The sequence below is a fragment of the Bifidobacterium saguinibicoloris genome (genome assembly GCF_019331725.1).
Taxonomy (GTDB): domain Bacteria; phylum Actinomycetota; class Actinomycetes; order Actinomycetales; family Bifidobacteriaceae; genus Bifidobacterium; species Bifidobacterium saguinibicoloris.
Map to the genome: position 1 here is coordinate 1 of NZ_JAHBBF010000017.1, position 18,113 is coordinate 18,113.

General features: G+C 66.1%; 12 protein-coding genes, 1 tRNA gene and 1 pseudogene. 12 read left to right on the forward strand and 2 right to left on the reverse strand.

Features of this window, described 5'->3' with window-relative positions; all coding sequences use genetic code 11:
- Window positions 1-1,892, reverse strand: a pseudogene (locus tag KIH78_RS09205) (hypothetical protein); the annotation flags it as partial.
- Between the two features lie 426 nt (window positions 1,893-2,318).
- On the opposite strand from KIH78_RS09205, the gene rpsF reads away from it, so the two are divergent.
- From rpsF to KIH78_RS09240, 7 genes are all read left to right on the forward strand, one after another.
- Window positions 2,319-2,615, forward strand: coding sequence for a 30S ribosomal protein S6 (gene rpsF, locus KIH78_RS09210; protein ID WP_214314560.1), 297 nt, complete (start codon window positions 2,319-2,321; stop codon window positions 2,613-2,615).
- A 53-nt stretch (window positions 2,616-2,668) separates the two neighbouring features.
- Window positions 2,669-3,358 carry a single-stranded DNA-binding protein gene (locus KIH78_RS09215; protein ID WP_214314558.1) on the forward strand — a complete coding sequence of 230 codons (690 nt, stop codon included), beginning with the start codon at window positions 2,669-2,671 and terminating at the stop codon, window positions 3,356-3,358.
- Between the two features lie 164 nt (window positions 3,359-3,522).
- Complete coding sequence (rpsR, locus tag KIH78_RS09220; RefSeq protein ID WP_093961239.1) at window positions 3,523-3,771, forward strand: 30S ribosomal protein S18; 249 nt, start codon at window positions 3,523-3,525, stop codon at window positions 3,769-3,771.
- 19 nt (window positions 3,772-3,790) lie between these two features.
- Window positions 3,791-4,237 (forward strand): 50S ribosomal protein L9, encoded by a 447-nt coding sequence (gene rplI, locus KIH78_RS09225; RefSeq protein WP_214314556.1) that lies wholly within the window; start codon window positions 3,791-3,793, stop codon window positions 4,235-4,237.
- Between the two features lie 987 nt (window positions 4,238-5,224).
- A tRNA-Lys gene (locus KIH78_RS09230) sits at window positions 5,225-5,298 on the forward strand.
- 277 nt (window positions 5,299-5,575) lie between these two features.
- Window positions 5,576-6,310: an MIP/aquaporin family protein gene (locus tag KIH78_RS09235; RefSeq protein ID WP_219132117.1), complete on the forward strand. Its 735-nt coding sequence runs from the start codon at window positions 5,576-5,578 to the stop codon at window positions 6,308-6,310.
- Between the two features lie 297 nt (window positions 6,311-6,607).
- On the forward strand, window positions 6,608-7,549 hold the full coding sequence (locus KIH78_RS09240) for a DUF3152 domain-containing protein (RefSeq protein WP_219132118.1): 942 nt from the start codon (window positions 6,608-6,610) through the stop codon (window positions 7,547-7,549).
- Between the two features lie 933 nt (window positions 7,550-8,482).
- On the opposite strand, the gene KIH78_RS09245 is transcribed toward KIH78_RS09240, so the two are convergent.
- A complete protein-coding gene (locus KIH78_RS09245; RefSeq protein WP_219132119.1) occupies window positions 8,483-11,365 on the reverse strand; it encodes an HAD-IC family P-type ATPase in 2,883 nt (960 codons plus the stop codon).
- A 220-nt stretch (window positions 11,366-11,585) separates the two neighbouring features.
- Between KIH78_RS09245 and KIH78_RS09250 the strand changes: the two genes are divergently transcribed.
- The 5 genes from KIH78_RS09250 (at window position 11,586) to KIH78_RS09270 (ending at window position 17,721) form a co-directional block, all read left to right on the forward strand.
- Window positions 11,586-11,867, forward strand: coding sequence for a metal-sensitive transcriptional regulator (locus KIH78_RS09250; RefSeq protein WP_214314548.1), 282 nt, complete (start codon window positions 11,586-11,588; stop codon window positions 11,865-11,867).
- 124 nt (window positions 11,868-11,991) lie between these two features.
- Window positions 11,992-13,488, forward strand: a complete 1,497-nt coding sequence (locus KIH78_RS09255) for a DNA recombination protein RmuC (RefSeq protein WP_219132120.1) — start codon at window positions 11,992-11,994, stop codon at window positions 13,486-13,488.
- A gap of 44 nt (window positions 13,489-13,532) precedes the next feature.
- Window positions 13,533-14,234, forward strand: coding sequence for a type I phosphoribosyltransferase (locus KIH78_RS09260; protein ID WP_219132121.1), 702 nt, complete (start codon window positions 13,533-13,535; stop codon window positions 14,232-14,234).
- A gap of 4 nt (window positions 14,235-14,238) precedes the next feature.
- Entirely contained in the window at window positions 14,239-15,240 is a 1,002-nt protein-coding gene (locus tag KIH78_RS09265; RefSeq protein ID WP_219132122.1) for a TrmH family RNA methyltransferase, read from the forward strand.
- 219 nt (window positions 15,241-15,459) lie between these two features.
- On the forward strand, window positions 15,460-17,721 hold the full coding sequence (locus KIH78_RS09270) for a hypothetical protein (RefSeq protein ID WP_219132123.1): 2,262 nt from the start codon (window positions 15,460-15,462) through the stop codon (window positions 17,719-17,721).
- Window positions 17,722-18,113 lie beyond the last annotated feature (392 nt).

Sequence of the window (18,113 nt, forward strand, 5' to 3'; positions counted from 1 at the left end):
GGTACCGACGGAGTGGCGGGGTTGGGGACCGACGGTGCCGCGGGGGTGGGTACCGACGGGGCGGTACCGTATTGCCGCTGCTGGCCGTAGCCGGGCTGCGCGGCGGGAGCCGGAGCGGCACCCGGAATCGGTGGGATGGCGGCAGACTGCTGGCCGTTCGCGGCGAACGGCGCCTGGGCCGCGGCGACCGGCGTCTGCGCGGCGGCGCGCGCCTTGGCGGCCTGTGCCTTCGCGGCCTGCGCGACGGCCAGCGCGGATGCGGACGGCACGCCGGAAGACGGGTACTTCTTGAACCAGCGGCCGTTGCAGCTGGCCACGTAGTCGACGACCTCCTGCGGCGTGGTCTGGACGGTGCCGCCGGCGAACAGCTTCCACGCGCCCTGCATCGACATGATCATGGACGGGCCGAACGAGTTCGCCACGGCCTCGATCAGGTACGCCCACACGCCCATCACGAGGAAGTACCAGAGGGCGGGGCCGTAGGACGAGCTGATGGAGTCGATGGTGGTGTCGACCGTATAGGTGCAGAACAGGACGCCGCCGATGAGCCAGAACGTCATGATGGCGACGGGCATCTTCCAGCTGTGGCCCCATCCCTTGAACGCCGGATCGTACAGGTTGCGGGCGGAGGCGCGCAGCGCCACGTAGAAGAAGAGAATCAGCATGGCGATGAACATCACCCATGGAATCCACAGTTTGATTGATGCGGAAACGGAACTGAGCAGCGTGTCGGTGGGGGTGTCCCAGCTGAACAGTCCCAGAGTGTCGGTGCTTCCGCTCTCGGTGACGCCGCCGAATGTCGCGATGACGAACAACAGCTCGCCGAGCGTGGGGATGGTCAACGGGAACAGCAGGGCGAACTGGCCCTGATTGGATTTGAACGTGATGAACAGCGTCAGCACGATGCCGATGATGAGGATAAGAATCAACTGCAGCTCGACGAATTCCAGGAAGGAGCGGACGAATCCACGTGTACGGTGCTGCCAGCGCCATGCCGCGGTGAACACGTTCGTGGAATCGGGGGCGTACTGCGCGAGCATGTAGCCGAGGCCCGAGCCGATGAGCGTGAGCAGGAACGTCATCGCGAACGTGCGGAACGTCGCGCCGGAAAGATAGAGGTAGACGGTTCTGCCTTCACGAAGCGGGGCGGCGCCGATCGCTGCGATGATTGTCAACACGGTGGCCGCGAGCAGCGCGGCGATGAAGGGGCTGATGACACCGGCCCACTTGAACCGGATCGCGCCCTTGCGCGCCAGCATGTATGCACCGAAGGCGGCGGCGGCGATCAGGACGACACCTGTCAGACCCAGGGAACCGAACCCGTGCAGCCCCTCAAGTTGTGATTGGCTGATGGGGGAATCGACGGAGCCGTGCCGGGGAACGATACCGCCCGACAATCCCCAGGTGGTCGCCAGAATCAGCCAGTGAAGGAAATTGGGCTCCTTGAAATCAGTGGGCCACAGGTACTCCTTCAGGTCGGAGGACTGCATGAAGGCGATCGCCGGGAAGATGGAGATCACGATCGCGGCGAGCAGACCGAAACCGGCGGACGCGAGAATCGCCTGGATGTTGCGCGGGCTGACCATCTCCTTGACCAACGGATCGGCGGTGATCGGCTGGACGCCGACCGGAGCGGCGCCGGACGGCGTGCCGTTCATGCCGGGGGCTGGCATCGGCTGCGACGGGGCGGCGCCTGCGGACGGCGAGAACTGGCGGGCTGACGGCGTGGCCTGCGGCATCGGGACGCTGGGCATCGGAGCGGCGCCGTGCTGGCCGATGGCGGTCGTGTCGTAGAAGGGCTGCGCTGACTGGGCGGCGGCCGGCTGGGGCGCCGCGCTCGCGGCGGCGACCGCCTGGCCGCACGCGGGGCAGAACTTCGCCCCTTCGCGCATGCCCGCTCCACAATGAGGACAGAACATGAGAGTCCCTTCTTTCTGCTCGGCTTCTCTGGTCAATATCACCTTAATTCTAGTGATGTGCGTCGGGAATGGGGAAGATGCCCGCTCTGTGGGTGGTTCGAGGGGCGTCCGGGGAGCGTCCGAGGAAAGCTGAAAGACGCATGGTGGGCGCATGGTGGGCGCATGGTGGGCGCACGGTGGGCGCATGGTTGGTTGTGCACGGTTGGGTGTGCACGGTGGAATGCGTGACGGCCGTCCGGCACATGCCCGGTTCGCTGTCGAGCCGCGGCGTTATCTTGGTGAGGTTGTGTTTTCCGGCGATTCCGTCCGCAAGTCGGGCGTGAGGAACCGGGGAACGAACGCGTATACACACTCCTGCCGTGGAAAGTCCACGGCCGAATAGTCCGAAGGAGGTGGGTGATGTCTGCGCACAAGTACGAACTGATGTTCATCGCCGATCCTGAGCTGGATGAGCGCGGTCTGAAGAAGCTGACCGAGCAGTATCTGGAACTCGTCACCAAGGAAGGCGGCTCCGTCGATGAGCCCGATTTCTGGGGCCGTCGCAAGCTTGCCTACGAGATCGCCGGCAAGACCGAAGGCAACTACGTCGTGGTGACCTACACCGCCGAGCCCGCTACCAGCGCCGAGCTCGACCGTGTGCTCAACCTCAACGAATCCGTGATCCGTACGAAGATCCTTCGTAAGGACGCCAAGTAAGCGTTAGCCCAGCGTCACGCTGGAAATCGATACATCGATAAGAAGGTAACGTCATGGCAGGCGAAACCACGATCACCATCATCGGCAACCTCACCGCGGATCCCGAGCTGCGAACCATCGGTTCCGGCGCCACCGTGGCGAGCTTCACCATCGCGTCCACGCCGCGCAACTACGACCGCCAGTCCGGTCAGTGGCAGGACGGTCAGGCGCTGTTCATGCGCTGCAGCGCATGGCGCGATCTCGCCGATCACTGCGCGCAGAGCCTCTCCAAGGGCATGCGCGTGATCGCGACGGGTCGCCTGCAGCAGCGTTCCTATCAGGCTTCGGACGGCTCCAACCGCACCGTCGTCGAAATGCAGGTCGACGAAATCGGCCCGTCGCTGCGCTACGCCACCGCACAGGTGACCCGCCAGTCCTCCGGACAGGGCGGCTTCGCCGGTCGCAACCAAGGCGGCAACGGCGGCTACGGCAACAACGGCGGCGGATTCGGCAACGGCGGCAACGGCGGCTACTCCGGCGGCGCCAGCTACGCCGGCGGCAACAACTACTCCGGTGGCAACGGCTACCAGGGTGGCGGCTCCGGCTTCAACGCCCAGCCCGCCCAGAGCGCCCCGTCCGCGCCGGCCGCCCCGCAGGCGCCCGCGGCCGATCCGTGGGGAAGCGACGCCGGTTCCGGCAGCTTCTCGACCTTCGGCGGCTCCTCCGATTTCGGCGGCAACGCCGACGGCGAGCCGGAATTCTGATCCGTCCAACCGCTCGTCCCCGTCCCTCGCGACGTACGGCATGCCGTACGTCATGACCGTCGCGGCGACCGCGTGAACGCGGTCCGGACCGTCGGACGGACGATGAGCGTCGATCCAGCGCAACGCAAGCAATCAAGCATCACATCGTAAACAAGGAGAACATCATGTCCCGCAAGAGGCCGCAACCGCCGGTCAAGCCGTTCAAGAAGAAGCCGAACCCGCTGAAGGCGGCGAAGGTCACCGAGATCGATTACAAGGACGTCGCGCTGCTGCGCAAGTTCATCTCCGATCGCGGCAAGATCCGCTCCCGTCGTATCACCGGCGTCACCGTGCAGGAGCAGCGCGAGCTCGCGAAGGCGATCAAGAACGCCCGCGAGATGGCTCTGCTGCCGTACGCCACGTCCGGTCGCTGAGTTTTAGGAGGCTGAAGAAATGGCTGAATCCAAGGTTATTCTCACCAAGACCGTCCCGAACCTGGGTCACTCCGGCGACGTCGTCAGCGTCAAGGCCGGCTACGCCCGCAACTACCTGATCCCGCAGGGCCTCGCCTTCGCGTGGAACAAGGGTGCCGAAGCCCAGATCGTCGCCATGAAGCGCGCCCGTCTGGCCAAGGCCGTCGCCACCCGTGAGGACGCCGTCGCCGCCAAGGCCGCTATCGAGGGCTCCGCCGTCGAGATCGCCGCCAAGGTTTCCGAGTCCGGCAAGCTGTTCGGTGGCATCTCCAAGGAAGCCATCGCCATGGCCCTGCTCGACAAGGCCCCGGTCGACCCGAAGGCCATCACCGTCGAGTCCATCAAGACCACCGGCGAGTTCCCGGCCACGGTCCAGCTCCACCCGGAGATCGTCGCGAACTTCTTCGTGAAGGTCGTCGCCGAGTGACGTTGGCCATCTAGGCTGCACCAACTGCATGATTCCGGTGGCTTCCGCCGTCGGAACCCCATCAGACATGGGCTTTCTGATTGAAGCCATTGGAGTCTGAGCTTAAGCATCGGAGACCCCGCGCCCTGCGTGACATCGTCACGTGGAGGCGCGGGGTTTTCGTATTTCGTATTTCGTATAGCGCGGGGTTTGCGTATAGCGCGTGCGGGTGGTGTCTGCGTGCCACGGGCGTCGCTGGTGTACCACGGGCGTCGGAGGCATGCCATGGTTGGCGGGGATGCGACGCTGGGTGGCCCGTGTGCGTCGGGACCGTGCCACGGGCGTCGGCGGTGTGCCAAGGTTGGCAAGGAAACAACGCTGGGTTGCCCGTGTGCGTCGGGACCGTGCCATGGACGTCGGCGGTGTGTCAGAGTTGGCGGGGATGCGACGCTGAGTTGCCCGTGTGCGTCGGCGGTGTGCCACGGGCGTCGGCGGCGTGCCAGAGTTGGCGGGGATGCGACGCTGAGTTGCCCGTGTGCGTCGGGACCATGCCACGGGCGTCGCTGGTGTGCCGGGGTTGGCGGGGAAACAACGCCGGGTGGCTCGTGTGCGTCGGGACCATGCCACGGGCGTCGGAGGCATGCCACGGTTGGCGGGGATGCGACGCTGGACGGCCTCTGTGCGTCGGGACCGTGCCATGGGCGTCGGTGGTGTGCCAGGGTTGGCGGGGATGCGACGCTGGGTGGCCTCTGTGCGTCGCTGCCGTGCCACGGACGTCGGGAGTGCGGCGTGGTTGGCAAGGAACCGACGCGGAAGCCCGTCGTGGTTGTAATGATTATGTAAAGAGCTGTATTTGGCGCGGTCGGAGAAATAGCCAGGCGTCCGGCAGGCGATGAATCCACGCTTTCGGAAACGTTGGAATTCCGGGCGACACGCCGAGGGTTGCATTCAAAATGGATGTGAGTATATTTATCACTCGTTGCAAGGAACACTTCAACGCCTAACCAAGCCCCTGTAGCTCAGTTGGTTAGAGCAGCTGACTCTTAATCAGCGTGTCCAGGGTTCGAATCCCTGCGGGGGCACAGATAAACCGGAATCGAAAGATTCCGGTTTTTTTTGTTTTCGCCCCGGCGTCCTGCTCCTCGCCTGGCCCCTGTCCCACGCCCCATGCCCACGCCCCTCACCTGGTGCCGGTGCCTCGCCTAGCACCAGCACCCAGTACCCAGCACCCACGCTTCGCACCCGCGCCGCGTAGGGTCCGTGTCAGTTCAGCCCTCGGCGTATGCTTGTCTGGTTTGTTTGACTCCTGCCTTCCCGGCAGTCGCATCATCAATCCGGACGAGAAGAAAAGAAGAAGCAGTGGAATACTCCCTCTTTACCAAGCTGGCGGCCGAGTTCTTCGGCACCGCCATTCTGATGATCTTCGGCAACGGCTCCGTGGCCAACGTCGAACTCAAGAACACGAAGGGCCATCACGCCGGCTGGCTGAACATCGCCATGGGCTACGGCTTCGGCGTCATGTTCCCGGTGCTCATGTTCGGCAGCGTCTCCGGCGCCCACATCAACCCGGCCATGACCCTCGCTCAGGCCATCAACGGCATGTTCCCGTGGAACGAGGTGCTGCCGTACATCGTGGCCCAGCTGCTCGGCGCCGCCCTCGGCCAGTTCATCGTCTATCTGACCTACTGGCCGCATTACAAGGAGACCGAGGACGCGGAGGCCATCCTGGGCACGTTCTGCACCACCGACGCGCACAACGACAAGGTCAACTACTTCCTCAACGAGATGTTCGGCACGCTCGTGCTCGTGTTCGGCGCCCTGTGCTGCCTGTCCCTGGATTGGGGCAAGCAGGATTACGCCGCCGCATCCATCGTGGTGGGCTTCATCGTGTGGGGCCTCGTGACCTCCATGGGCGGCCCGACCGGCCCTGGCCTGAACCCGGCCCGCGACCTGATGCCGCGTCTGCTGCACGCCATCCTGCCGATTCCGTCCAAGGGCTCCTCCCGCTGGAACGAGGCCTGGATTCCGGTCGTCGCCCCGATCGTGGGCGCCATCATCGGTGCGTGGATGTTCGTCTTCTTCTTCGCCAGCTGACGTCGGTCGACACGGCCCGACCGTCGCCGCCCCGAGGGTTTCGACGGTCCGGCCGTGATCGTGCGTCGCAACCGGCGTCGCAACCGTTTGCCGTGGACGGCCCGCGTGGTTCCTCGAACCGCGCGGGCCGTCCACGTTTCTATACTGGAATCCGATTGGCGAGTCCTCCGCGCGGTGCCGGCGTGCGTCCGGCATGAACGGGGATGCCGGGAGGTGCGTATGACGGGACGGCATGATCGGCATGATCGTGGTACGTGGGGTGCCGTACGTAACGTCGTGCGCGCGCTGTGGAATGCCATGTCGGGAGTCGTCGCGACGGTCCGACGGGCGATGTCGCCGCAGACGTCGCCGTCGAAGCGCGATTACGCGATCCGTCGTGTCGTCGTCATCGCCATCGCGGCCGTGATTGCGATTGCGGTGACGTTGGCGGCGTGCGCCGCGTTCGGCGTGTTCGGCCGGGGGAGCGGTTCGGGCGACGTCGGAGACGGACGGTCGACGACAACGGCGAACGGCGCGGGCGTGTCGGACGGCAAGGGGGCGAAGAACTCCGGCGGTAAGGGGACGTCGTCGAAGAACGGGAAAACGGACTCCGAGGGTGATGGGAAGGACACGAAGAGCGAAAAGAATGCCGTCGACACGGACAATGACGCCGCCGCACTCGACAAACAGGCGTTGGCGGTGACCGACGCGCAACGCGCCGCCCTGCTCGACAAGGCGCGTCAGGTGGCCGCGGCGAGCGGGAAGACGCGCCGTGAGATCACATACTGCGTCGCGTCGAAGGGGAACGTGGGCGAAGTGACGGCGTTCGCCACGCAGGCGTTCGAGGCGCTGAACAGCGAACACGGCTGGGCGCGCGCGGGCGTCACGTTCGTGCAGGCGGGCGAGGGGCAGGCGGGCTCCTGCTCGTTCACGCTGATCCTGTCCGAAGCGCAGTATCTGCCGTCGTACAGTTCGGGTTGTTCCACGGAGTACAGCTGCCGTGTGGGCGACGATGTCATCATCAACTGGGATCGGTGGCGTGGGGCCACGCCGTCATGGACCGGGGCGGGCGGCACGCTGCGCCGGTATCGCGCCATGGCGGTCAACCATGAGGTGGGGCATCGGCTGGGGCATTTCGACAATGAGACGCCGTGCGGCGGCAGCGGCCAGCCGGCGCCGCTCATGCAGCAGCAGTCGAAGGGGATGAACGGCTGCACGCCGAACGAGTGGCCGTTGGATTCGGAGTTGTGGACCCGGTAGGTGGATCGGGCTTGATTGTGCATTCCGGCCCGTGGGGTTGTGGTCCGGAATGGGAACGCCTGCCTGATTGTTGTTCCGGTGGCGCTGGTTGTGGGCCCGGAAGGTGCGAGGGGCGTGTTTTCGTGTTCCGGCCCGCGGGCGGTTGGTCCGGAGCGTGTGGATGGTGCTGTCTGGTGCTCCGGGGGCATGGTTTGTGGCGTCGGAAGGTTTTCGTGAGGTGATTCAGGTGTTCCGGACCACTGGGGGTTGGTCCGGAATGGGAATGCCTGCATGATTGTTGTTCCGGTGGCGTCATTGGTGGACCGGGAAGGGACGATGGGCGTGTTTTCGTGTTCCGGCCCGCGGGCGGTTGGTCCGGAATGTGTGGATGGTGTTGTTTGGCGCTCCGGTGGCATGGTTTGTGGCGTCGGAAGGTTTTCGTGAGGTGATTCAGGTGTTCCGGACCACTGGGGGTTGGTCCGGAATGGTGGAGAGGCGTGTTCTGTCGTTCCGGGGACATGGGCAAGGGCGGGGCGAGGATTCGCCCCGAAGAGATTGCGAGGATGGGGACTGCTCGCCGGCTGATTGCTGGCCGGGTGATTCGATGAGGATGCGATGAGGAAGCGTTTGCGGGATGCGATGAGGATGCGATGGGGAAGCGTTTGCGGGATGCGCTTGCGGGATGCGATGGGGGATGCGCTTGCAGGATGCGATGGGAAGCGTTTGCAGGATGCGCTGAGGATGTGATGAGGAAGCGCCTGCGGGATGAGAGAAGAGATGGATGAGGGGATTACGAGAATAGGCCGTTGGTTGTTCCGTCCGACACTTGAGGACGGAACAACCAACGGCCTATCCAGAGGCCTGTTCTCGGCAAATTGTTCTCAGCAAATTGTTCTCAGCAAACAGGCGGCAGGGTGCATGGTGCGTGTGCGGAACCTGCCATTGATGGAGCGGCTACTGCTCGAGGAAGATCTGCGGGGCCTTGGCGAAGTTGTTGGCGCAGTGCTCGCCGCAGAAGTAGTAGGTCTTGCCTTCGTATTCGCGCGTGATGGCGTCCGCGTTCACGGCGACGGTCATGCCGCACACCGGATCGGTGGCGGTCTCGCCGTCCGTGGGGGCGGCGTGGTGCATGTGCATGTGGTGCATTTCCATGGTGTTCTCCTTCTTGGTTGGGTTCATTGCTGACTGTGGTTCGTGGGAAGTGCTTGGGTCGGCTTCGGCTCCGGTGCGAAGCGTGGTGCGTTCGTCGATGATGACGTGGGGTTCGGGGAACGCGTCGGCTGCGCCGGTCGAAGAACCGTCGGGCCCGTCCGCGCGGCCGGCTGCGTCGTGCCGGATGGTGTCCGCCGCGGAGGATGCGCGTGCGGTTCCGTCGCCCGCTCCGCCGCGCAGCGCGACATGGTTGAGCCGGTTCGCGTTGAGGACGAGGCAGACGGAGCTCAACGCCATGGCGAGGCCCGCGATCATGGGGCTGAGCAGCCATCCGGTGAACGGGTAGAGCACGCCGGCCGCCACCGGGATGCCGATGATGTTATAGCCGAACGCCCAGCCGAGGTTCTGCCGGATGTTGCGCATCGTGGCCTGCGAGAGTTCGATGGTCCTGACGACGCCGCGCAGGTCGCCGCTCATGAGGGTCACGTCGGCGGACTGCATGGCCACGTCGGTGCCGGTGCCGATGGCGAAGCCGAGGTCGGCCTGGACGAGGGCGGGGGCGTCGTTGATGCCGTCGCCCACCATGGCGATGAGGTTCCGCGGATGGCGGGTGCGACGCGACGTCTCCGCATCGGTGTGGTCCTTGTGGCCGTCGGTCCGACCCGTTGCGGGAGCGGTGGCGTCGACGCCACCGGCGGTGGCCTGCGCATCGTCCGCTGCCGCATCGCCGGACTGTATGGCGCGGTCGCGTTCCGCCTGAAGCCGTTCGATCCAGTAGGCTTTACCGTCCGGCCGTACCTGCGCGATGACTGTGTCGATGCCGACCTCGCGGGCGATGTGCGCGGCGACGTCCGCCTTGTCTCCGGACAGCATCACCGTACGGATGCCGGCGGCGCGCAGCGCGGCGACCGCCTCCTTGGAGCCGGGCTTGACGGGGTCGCGCTCGTAGCTGGGCTTGGACCAGTCGACGGAATCGTCGTCGGCCACGCCGCGCGTGATCGTGCCGGTTTTGTCGAAGACGACGGTGCCGATCTCGCGCGCGCGTTCCAGCGCTTTCGCGCTGGTGACGAGGATGCCGTTCGTCGCGCCCACGCCGGTGGCGGCCGTCACCGAAAGCGGCGTGGCGAGGCCCAACGCGCACGGGCAGGCGATGATGAGCACGCTGACGGCCGTGACCAACGCGTGCGCCAGCGCCGGTTGCGGGCCGACGGCGATCCAGACGGCGAACGTCCACACGGCGATGATGAACACAGCAGGTACGAACACGCGGGCGATGCGGTCCGCGAGCCGCTGCACGGGGGCCTTCGTGGCCTGCGCACGTGCGACCATCGCCACGATCTGCGAGAGGACGGTGTCGCCGCCCACCTGCGTGACGCGCATGAGCAGGTTGCTGCGGCGCACGATGGTGGCGCCCGTCAGCGTCGCGTCCGGTGAGATCGCGTCGCTCTTGGACGGCATCGTCTCCGAAGACGCGGTGTCCGACGCCGCCTTGGCCACTGGCTGCGATTCGCCGGTGATCATCGACTCGTCGACTTCGGCCTCGCCCGCGATGGCGACGCCGTCCGTGGGGATGCGTTCGCCGGCCTTGACGACGACAAGGTCGCCGACGTGCACGTCGTCGATGTCGACGTCCTTCCACAGGGCGGGGTCGAGCCAATCGGTCCCTCCCGGAGCGTCAGGGGAGGTGAGGACGTGCGCGGTGCGCGGACGCAGTCTGATGAGGCTCTGCACCGCTTTGCCGGTGCCTTCGCGCGCCTTCGTCTCCAGCAGGCGTCCGACCAGCACGAGCGTGATGACCACGCCCACCGATTCGAAGTACGGCTCCCGCGAGCCTTCCGGCAGCAGCCACGGCGCCACGCACACCAGCAGACTGTACAGGTATGCGGCGCTCGTACCGAGGGAGACCAGCGAGTTCATGTCCGGTGCGCGATGCTTCAGCGCGGGGAAGCCCACCTGATGGATGGGGGCGCCGCAGTAGAACATGACCGGCGTGATGAGCACGGCCTGCAGCCATGGGTTGATGAGCCGGTCCGGCACGAGCATGTGGTCGATCATGTGCAGCATCATCCCGGCGAACACCGGCAGCGTGAGCACGGTGCCGAGAACGACGAGTTTGGTGAGATGCGTGATTTCGGCGCGACGTTCCGCGGCCTCGCGCGCCTGCGCGTCGGCGAAGTCGGTGCCTGCGGTCATACCGGGCGAGGAAGCGCCGTCGGGGATGCCGGCGACGCCCGTCGCTCCGGAATCGAAGGCGCGGCCGGACGGGCCGGTGGCGGCCGATGCGTTGCCGTCCGCGTTGCCGTCGCCCTCCACGCGCAGCAGGCCGTGGACCATGTTCATGCCGCAGGCGAACGGGTAATCGCCCGCCGCAAGGGCGGGCAGGCGCACCTCGGTGGCGGCATTGCCGGGCAGCATGGCGTCGATGCCCAGATCGCCGAACACGACGTGCGAGGTGCACTCGCCGGTCTCCTTACGGTCGAACTCGAGCACGATCGGCACGCCGGCGCGCATCGTCACCATGTCCGGTGAATAGCCGCCCTTCACCGTGATGACGGCACGCTGTTCGCTTCCCTGCATCTCGCCGGCAACGCCTTTGCGCTCGCCGAAGAAGAACCGCAGGATGAGCCATGTGGCTGCGGCCGCGCACACCAGCGCCGCGACGATGGCGAATATGTTGAGTTCCATGCGTGCTCCTTGCCTGCTTCCCGTTCCTTGGGGCCGTTTCCGGGCGGCCGATGGCTGTTCCGGTCGCGTCGGTCCCTCCGGTTAATCGTCCAGATCCGTCATCCAAGCCCATCTTAGCCCCGATGACAGTGTATACCCTATACCCCTATGGGGTATAATGGGCGGTGTTTTCCAAGGGATGAATCCGGCGACCCGTCGGGAGCCGAGGAAGGAGCGCCCCATGCATGGATACGGTGACGACAAGGCGAAGGTGCTGGCGAGGCTGCGCCGCATCGAGGGACAGGTGCGCGCCGTCGAGCAGATGGTCCAGGACGACAAATACTGCATCGACGTGCTCACGCAGATCTCCGCCGCGAACTCGGCGCTGAAATCCGTGGCGCTGTTGCTGCTGGACGATCATCTGGGGCACTGCGTGCGGGAGGCGTCCATGCAGGGCGGCGACGTCGCCGACGACAAGCTCGCCGAGGCGTCCGCGGCCATCGCGCGGCTGGTGCGCTCCTGAAGACGGTGGTGTGCGCCGCGGTGTGGGCGCCGGTCGTGTGGTGTCCATGGGCCCATAGTGCGGCGTGTCGGGAAAAACCGGTACATATTTACCGGTCCGGCGTGTCCGTGTTTTACTTGGGGCCATGACTGGAAACGCATTGGTATGGATGGCGGCGGCGATCGTGCTGCTCGCAGGCGCCGTGGTCGGCGCCGCATTCGGATTCGCCTTGGGCAAGGCGAAAGGACGGGAGGGCGCGCGCGATGCCCGCCTCGCCGAGTTGGAGGACATGCGGTCGCGCGAAGCGGATGCCCGTCAGGAGATCGCGCGGCTCAACGCCGCGTACGCCGAGGTCCGTGCGCAGCATGAGGGCGTGGGCCAGCAGCTCGCCTACGTCAAATCCCAGCTCGCGCAGGCCCAGCAGGCCGAGCAGGTGCGCATCCAGCGTGAGCGGGAGCGTGCCGCAGCCGAGGCCGAGGAGCGTCGGCGCGCCGAGCTGGAGGCGGCCGAACAGCGTCGTCAGGCGGAGGCCAAGGTCGCGGAGGAACGCCGTCAGGTGGAGGCGGAGGCGGCCGAACGCAGGCGCGTCGAACAGGAGCAGCGTCTCAAGGAGCAGAGCCGGGTCATCGCCGCGCTCGCGCCCGTGCAGAAGAACCTCGACGCGCTGCAGGCCAAGGTCACGCAGATCGAGGAGGGGCGCAAGCGCGAGATGGGTGCGTTGGGCGAGCAGCTCAAGGGACTGAACGAACAGCAGTCTCGCCTCGACAGGGAGACGAGCGCGCTGTCCGCCGCGCTGAGCAACAACAAGGTGCGTGGCGCGTGGGGCGAGGCGCAGCTCAGGAACATCGTGGAGTCCGCCGGTCTGCTGGAGCATGTCGACTTCGACACGCAGGTGGTGGTCACGGGTGCGGACGGCCGGGACCAGCGTCCGGACATGGTGGTGCACCTGCCCGGCGGTAAGACCATTCCCATCGATGCGAAGGTGCCGTACTCCGACTACCAGCGCGCATGCGCCATCCCCGATTCCGCCGGTCCGGAGGCGCTCGCCCGTCGCGGTGAACTGCTCAAGGCGCACGCCAAGGCATTGCGCGAGCATGTGCGCGTGCTCGGCGACAAGGCGTACTGGGAGGCGTTCGGCACCGCTCCGGACTTCGTGGTGGCGTTCATCCCCAACGAGGCGCTGCTGCAGGCCGCATTGGAGACCGACCCCACGCTCATGGACGACGCGTTCGCCCGGAAGGTGGCGCTCACCTCGCCGGTCACCCTGTGGGCGGTATTGAAATCCGTGGCGTACGCGTGGCAGCAGCAGAGCCTTACCGACGACGCCAAGACGTTGTTCGACCTCTCTCGCGACCTCTACACGCGGTTCGCCACCTTGGGCGAGCACGCCACCAAGCTCGGCACGCAAATTACGCGTACCGTGGCCGCATACAACGCGTTCGCCTCCAGTCTGGAACGCCGCGTGCTGCCCACCGCGCGCAAGCTGCAGAAAGTGGACCCCACGAAGATCATCGGCGAAGTGCCGCTGCTCGACCCGGACAAGACCAACATCAACGAGCTCACCGCGCCCGAAGTCGCCGGACAGGACGCGCCCGAAGGACCAGGTGCGTCCGGGAGCCAGGACCCGGACGGCAGGAGGTGATGCCGTTGGCTCAGGTGACGAGGGCGGGCCGTACTCTGGAGCACATGAGTGAATCCGGATTCCGCCCCACAGGCCCCGCCGAACTGCGCGGGAACGCACATGACGGCGCCCAAGGCAAGACGCCCGGCACGGGAGCCCGCACGCTCGAGGACGGCTCCCTCGACTTCGCCTCGCTCGAGCCGCGCGAACAGCTGCGCACCCTGCTGGCCACCACGGTGGTGGGACGCCCGTTCTCCGAACTCTACGGCGTCACCCTCGACCATCGCAGCGCCTCGGTGATGGGGCACGTGCTGCTCGACACCCTCGAGGACGCCGGCTATTCCGTGGACGACTTCGACGCCGTCGGCGCGCTCACCGCCGCCTCCGTGCCGCTCGTCAGCGCCGCCATCCAGGCGGCCGCATCCCGCGGCGAAAACCTCGACGGCTTCGTCATGGACTTCGTGTTCCCCTCCGTCAAGGGTCCCTCCATCAAAGGCAAGCGCGTGATCCTGCTCGACGCCTGGCTGTCCGAGAAATCCTACGTGCAGACCAGCTCCCTGGTCACGCTGCGCAACGGCAACGAGCTCAGCCTCGACTTCTCCATCGTCGAACACGAAGGCGCGTCCGTGGTGGCCGTGGCCTCCCTGGTGGGCGGCGTCGGCCAAGGCGCGGACGAACACGAGATCACCGTCATCAGCCCCGTCGACGGCGCGCGCCACGAAATCCCGTTCATCCAGGTCTTCCACGAAGACGAACTCAAGGCGTAACCGAGTGCACCCACGCAACCCCATCGACATCGAAGCGGAACGCTCCGGCGAACCCGTCTTCCGTGAAGTCGGCGTCGGACCATGGAATGAAGCACACGCGGGCGAACCGCGGCCCGACGACCCCACGTCGCCGCTGTACCCCAATCGGTTCCGCTACGACCCCACCCTCCTCGACGAAGGCGACCGGCGCAACGTGCTCGACCGCTACCGCTACTGGACCGTCAACGCCATCAAAGCCGACCTCGACGCCCACGGACGCCACGACTTCGAAGTCGCCATCGAAAACTGGACGCACGACTTCAACATCGGATCCATGGTGCGCACCGCCAACGCATTCCAGGCGAAGCGCGTCCACATCGTCGGACCGCACAAATGGAACCGCAACGGCGCGCTGATGACCGAACTGTACCAGCACATGGAGCACCATCCGTCGATCGCCGAACTGGTCGAATGCTGGCGCAACCGCATCGCCGGCGAAATCGCCGCCGAACGCGCGCGGGCGGCGGCCGCGGCGTTCCACGCGCACGAAGTCGCACGAGGGGCGTACGCCCCGACGTCCCACGACGCCGGTTCCACCGCATTCCGGAACGTTTCCACGCCGACGAACGCCGGACATCCCGAATGCGATCCATCCGCCCCGACATACGTCGAATCCGGCCATGCCGACGACGGCTCGGCCGGCTCGGCCGGCGAACCGGCCCGCAGCCAAGCCGCATACCTCGCCGAACTCGACGCGGCCGACGCCCGCATCCGCGAACTCGAAAACGCACGCGTCATCGCCATGGATATCATCCCCGGCGCGGTCCCCATGGAGACCTACGCGTTCCCCAAACGCTGTCTGCTCCTCTTCGGCGCCGAAGGCCCCGGGCTCACCCGCACCGCGCTCGACCTCGCCGACGACGTGGTCTACATCTCCCAATTCGGCTCCGTCCGCTCCATCAACGCCGGCGCCGCCGCCGCAGTGGCCATGCACAGCTGGATCGCCCAGCACGCCGTCATCCGGTAGCCGACGCACGACGACGGCGTGCGCACGATGCGTCGGTGCGTGCGGCGTGTACGGTACGTGCGGCGTGCACGATACGCACGACGACGGAATCGCCGCATGCCATCGTGGGCATGCCGAGGGTCAATATCGGGGGGTAGGCTGAAAGGCAGTGCGGGCGACCACGCCCGCGAAACGCGGGGACGGGAGGAACCCCCGCGCTCGGAAAGACGAAGGAGTTCCATGAGCATCACCACACGCACCCTGCGTCGCGGCATCGCCGTCATCGCGGCCGTCGCCACGCTCGGCATCGGAGCGCCCGCCGCATACGCGGCCGGCGCCGACACCATCACCACCTACGGCGACACGCCCGCCGCGACCGCACTGCAGGCCGCACCCCGCGTCCGCCAGCGTCTCGCCGCGACGAGCGCCGCCGCCCAGGCCGACGCGACCGACTGGCAGACCACCATCAACGACACGTCTGAAGGCGGCACCGTCACCCTCACCGGCGACGTGACCGGCAGCCTCGTCGTCAGCAAGAAGATCACTATCACCGCCGCGGAAGGCGCCACCTTCACCGGCAGCCTGCGCATCAACGCCTCCGGTGTCACCGTCCAGGGCGTGCACTTCAAGCTCGACCCGGCCACCAACACGAACGCGCAGAACCTGATCGTCAGCAACAAGGCCGCAGGCGTGACCATCACCGGCAACACGTTCGAGATTGCTGCCGGCAACCCGGCCACCGGCGCCTCCCAGAACGCGGACTGGCAGCCGAGCTCGGTGTGGCTGGAGAACGGCGCCAACGGCACCGTCATCAGCGGCAACACGTTCCAGCTCGGCCAGGTCGTCAACAACTCCGCCGTCGGCGTGAACATCATCGGCAACGGCAAGCTTCCGATCAGCGGCACGAAGATCGAGAACAACAACGTCACCAGCGGCCCGATCTCCGGCAACGGCACGTCCGGATCGATGATGTTCGTCGTCGGCAACGGCAACACGCAGGCAGGCTCGTACGGCATCACCGACACGACCTTCACCGGCAACACCGTCAAGAACGGCACGGGACTTTCCGCCGACAAATCCAGGACGTATGGCATCGCCGTCACCGCGACCCAGAACACCGTCATCAGCGACAACACCATCGAAGGCTACGCGGCCGTCTCCTACAGCACGTGGCCGAGCCAGGGTCCGAACGACGGCCTGACCATCACCGGCAACACGCTCGACTCCTACGTGGGCGTCCTGCTCGGCGGCTACGTCACCGAAGGCGGCGCGACCATCGAGGACAACACGTTCGGCACGGACACGAAGATTCCCTACAACGGCGCCAACGTCTATGTCGTCGACCAGAACGGCAAGAACTACGCGACCATCGCCGCCGCGATCGCCGCAGGCGCCACCAAGGTCACCCTGCTGCAGAACGTGTCCGAGGACGTGGTGATCCCGGCGGGTGCGAACGTCACCATCGACCTCAACGGCCGCACGCTCGCCAACAAGGCCGGCCACACCATCACCAACAACGGCACGCTCACCGTCACCGACTCCAGTGCCAAGAAGACCGGCGTCGTCGACAACGTGACGCATCAGAAGACGCCCCTCTGGAACGAGGAAGGCGCCACGGCCACGATCGACGGAGGCACGTTCAAGCGTTCCGCAGAGACCGGCACCAAGGACAACACCTACTACACGCTCGTGAACCACGGCGAGATGACCATCAACGAGGGTGCCAAGGTCCAGCTGCTCAAGGCCGACGGCACCAACGCCAGCTACTCCTCCCTCATCGACAACGGCTGGTTCTCCGGCAAGCCGGCGAATGGCAAGAACGCCACGCTCACCATCAACGGCGGCACTTTCGAAGGCGGCAACTACATCAAGAACGACTCGTACGGCGAACTCACCATCAACGGCGGCACCTTCAAGGGCACCTCCGCGGCCGTGTTCAATTGGAACGTGACCACCATCAACGGCGGCGAGTTCTCGGCGACCACCGGCAAGCAGGTCATCTGGAACGGCGGCGGCAGCGTCGATGCCGACACCGACGGTGCGAACCTCGGCAAGCTCACCATCACCGGCGGCACCTTCACCGCGGCCGATGGCCAGACGACGGTCGGCCAGTACGCGGGCCGCCTGACCGAAGGCGAGAAGAACAACGTCGAGGTCCTGATCTCCGGCGGCACCTTCAAGGGCGCGCTCGCCGACGACCTCGTCAACGTCCAGATCTCCGGCGGCACCTACACCGTCAAGCCCGCCGAGGACTACCTCGCCGAGGGTTACGAGATCAAGAACAACGCGGACGGCACCTACGGCGTGCAGAAGGAAGGCTCCGAGCCGTCCGAGCCCGGAAAGCCCTCGACCAAGCCGGAGACGAAGCCCTCCACCAAGCCGGCCGCCAAGCCAGGCGCGCTGTCCAAGACCGGTTCCAACGTCATGACGATCGCCTCGGTCGTTGTGGTGCTGCTTGTCATCGGCGGCGGCATCGTCCTCATCGACCGCAAGCGTCGCTGACGGTTCGGCTGGCTCGGGTCGCTTGGGCGGCTCGGCTGGCTCGGGCGGTTCGGGTTGACCCTGGCGGTTCGGTTGACTCGGGCCGTTCGACTGGCTTGGATTATCCGAACGACCGGCCATGACTGTGCGGGCCGCATCCCAACGTAGCCACGGGATGCGGCCCGCACTCGTATATTTCGGAGCGTTTTTGCCGTATGCGAGCGTGGTGGGGGACTACGCGACGCGGTTGGGTCGGGCGCTGTCAGGTTGTTTCGCTGAGAGGGGTGGTTGCGACGCGGTTCGGTGGGGTTCAGCTGTGTTGTTTCGCTGAGAAGGTGGTTCGTGAAGCAGTTCGGTCGCGCGATGACAGGTTGCTTCGCTAGGCAGGTGTCCGCGAAGCGAATCAGCCGGCC

Bases quoted from the DNA above. Each gene is read 5' to 3' on its own strand.
- KIH78_RS09240 (WP_219132118.1), top strand. From the start codon at position 6,608: ATGTCGGGAGTCGTCGCGACGGTCCGACGGGCGATGTCGCCGCAGACG.
- KIH78_RS09215 (WP_214314558.1), top strand. From the start codon at position 2,669: ATGGCAGGCGAAACCACGATCACCATCATCGGCAACCTCACCGCGGAT.
- rpsF (WP_214314560.1), top strand. From the start codon at position 2,319: ATGTCTGCGCACAAGTACGAACTGATGTTCATCGCCGATCCTGAGCTG.
- KIH78_RS09255 (WP_219132120.1), top strand. From the start codon at position 11,992: ATGACTGGAAACGCATTGGTATGGATGGCGGCGGCGATCGTGCTGCTC.
- KIH78_RS09250 (WP_214314548.1), top strand. From the start codon at position 11,586: ATGCATGGATACGGTGACGACAAGGCGAAGGTGCTGGCGAGGCTGCGC.
- KIH78_RS09245 (WP_219132119.1), bottom strand. From the start codon at position 11,365: ATGGAACTCAACATATTCGCCATCGTCGCGGCGCTGGTGTGCGCGGCC.
- rplI (WP_214314556.1), top strand. From the start codon at position 3,791: ATGGCTGAATCCAAGGTTATTCTCACCAAGACCGTCCCGAACCTGGGT.
- KIH78_RS09270 (WP_219132123.1), top strand. From the start codon at position 15,460: ATGAGCATCACCACACGCACCCTGCGTCGCGGCATCGCCGTCATCGCG.
- rpsR (WP_093961239.1), top strand. From the start codon at position 3,523: ATGTCCCGCAAGAGGCCGCAACCGCCGGTCAAGCCGTTCAAGAAGAAG.
- KIH78_RS09260 (WP_219132121.1), top strand. From the start codon at position 13,533: ATGAGTGAATCCGGATTCCGCCCCACAGGCCCCGCCGAACTGCGCGGG.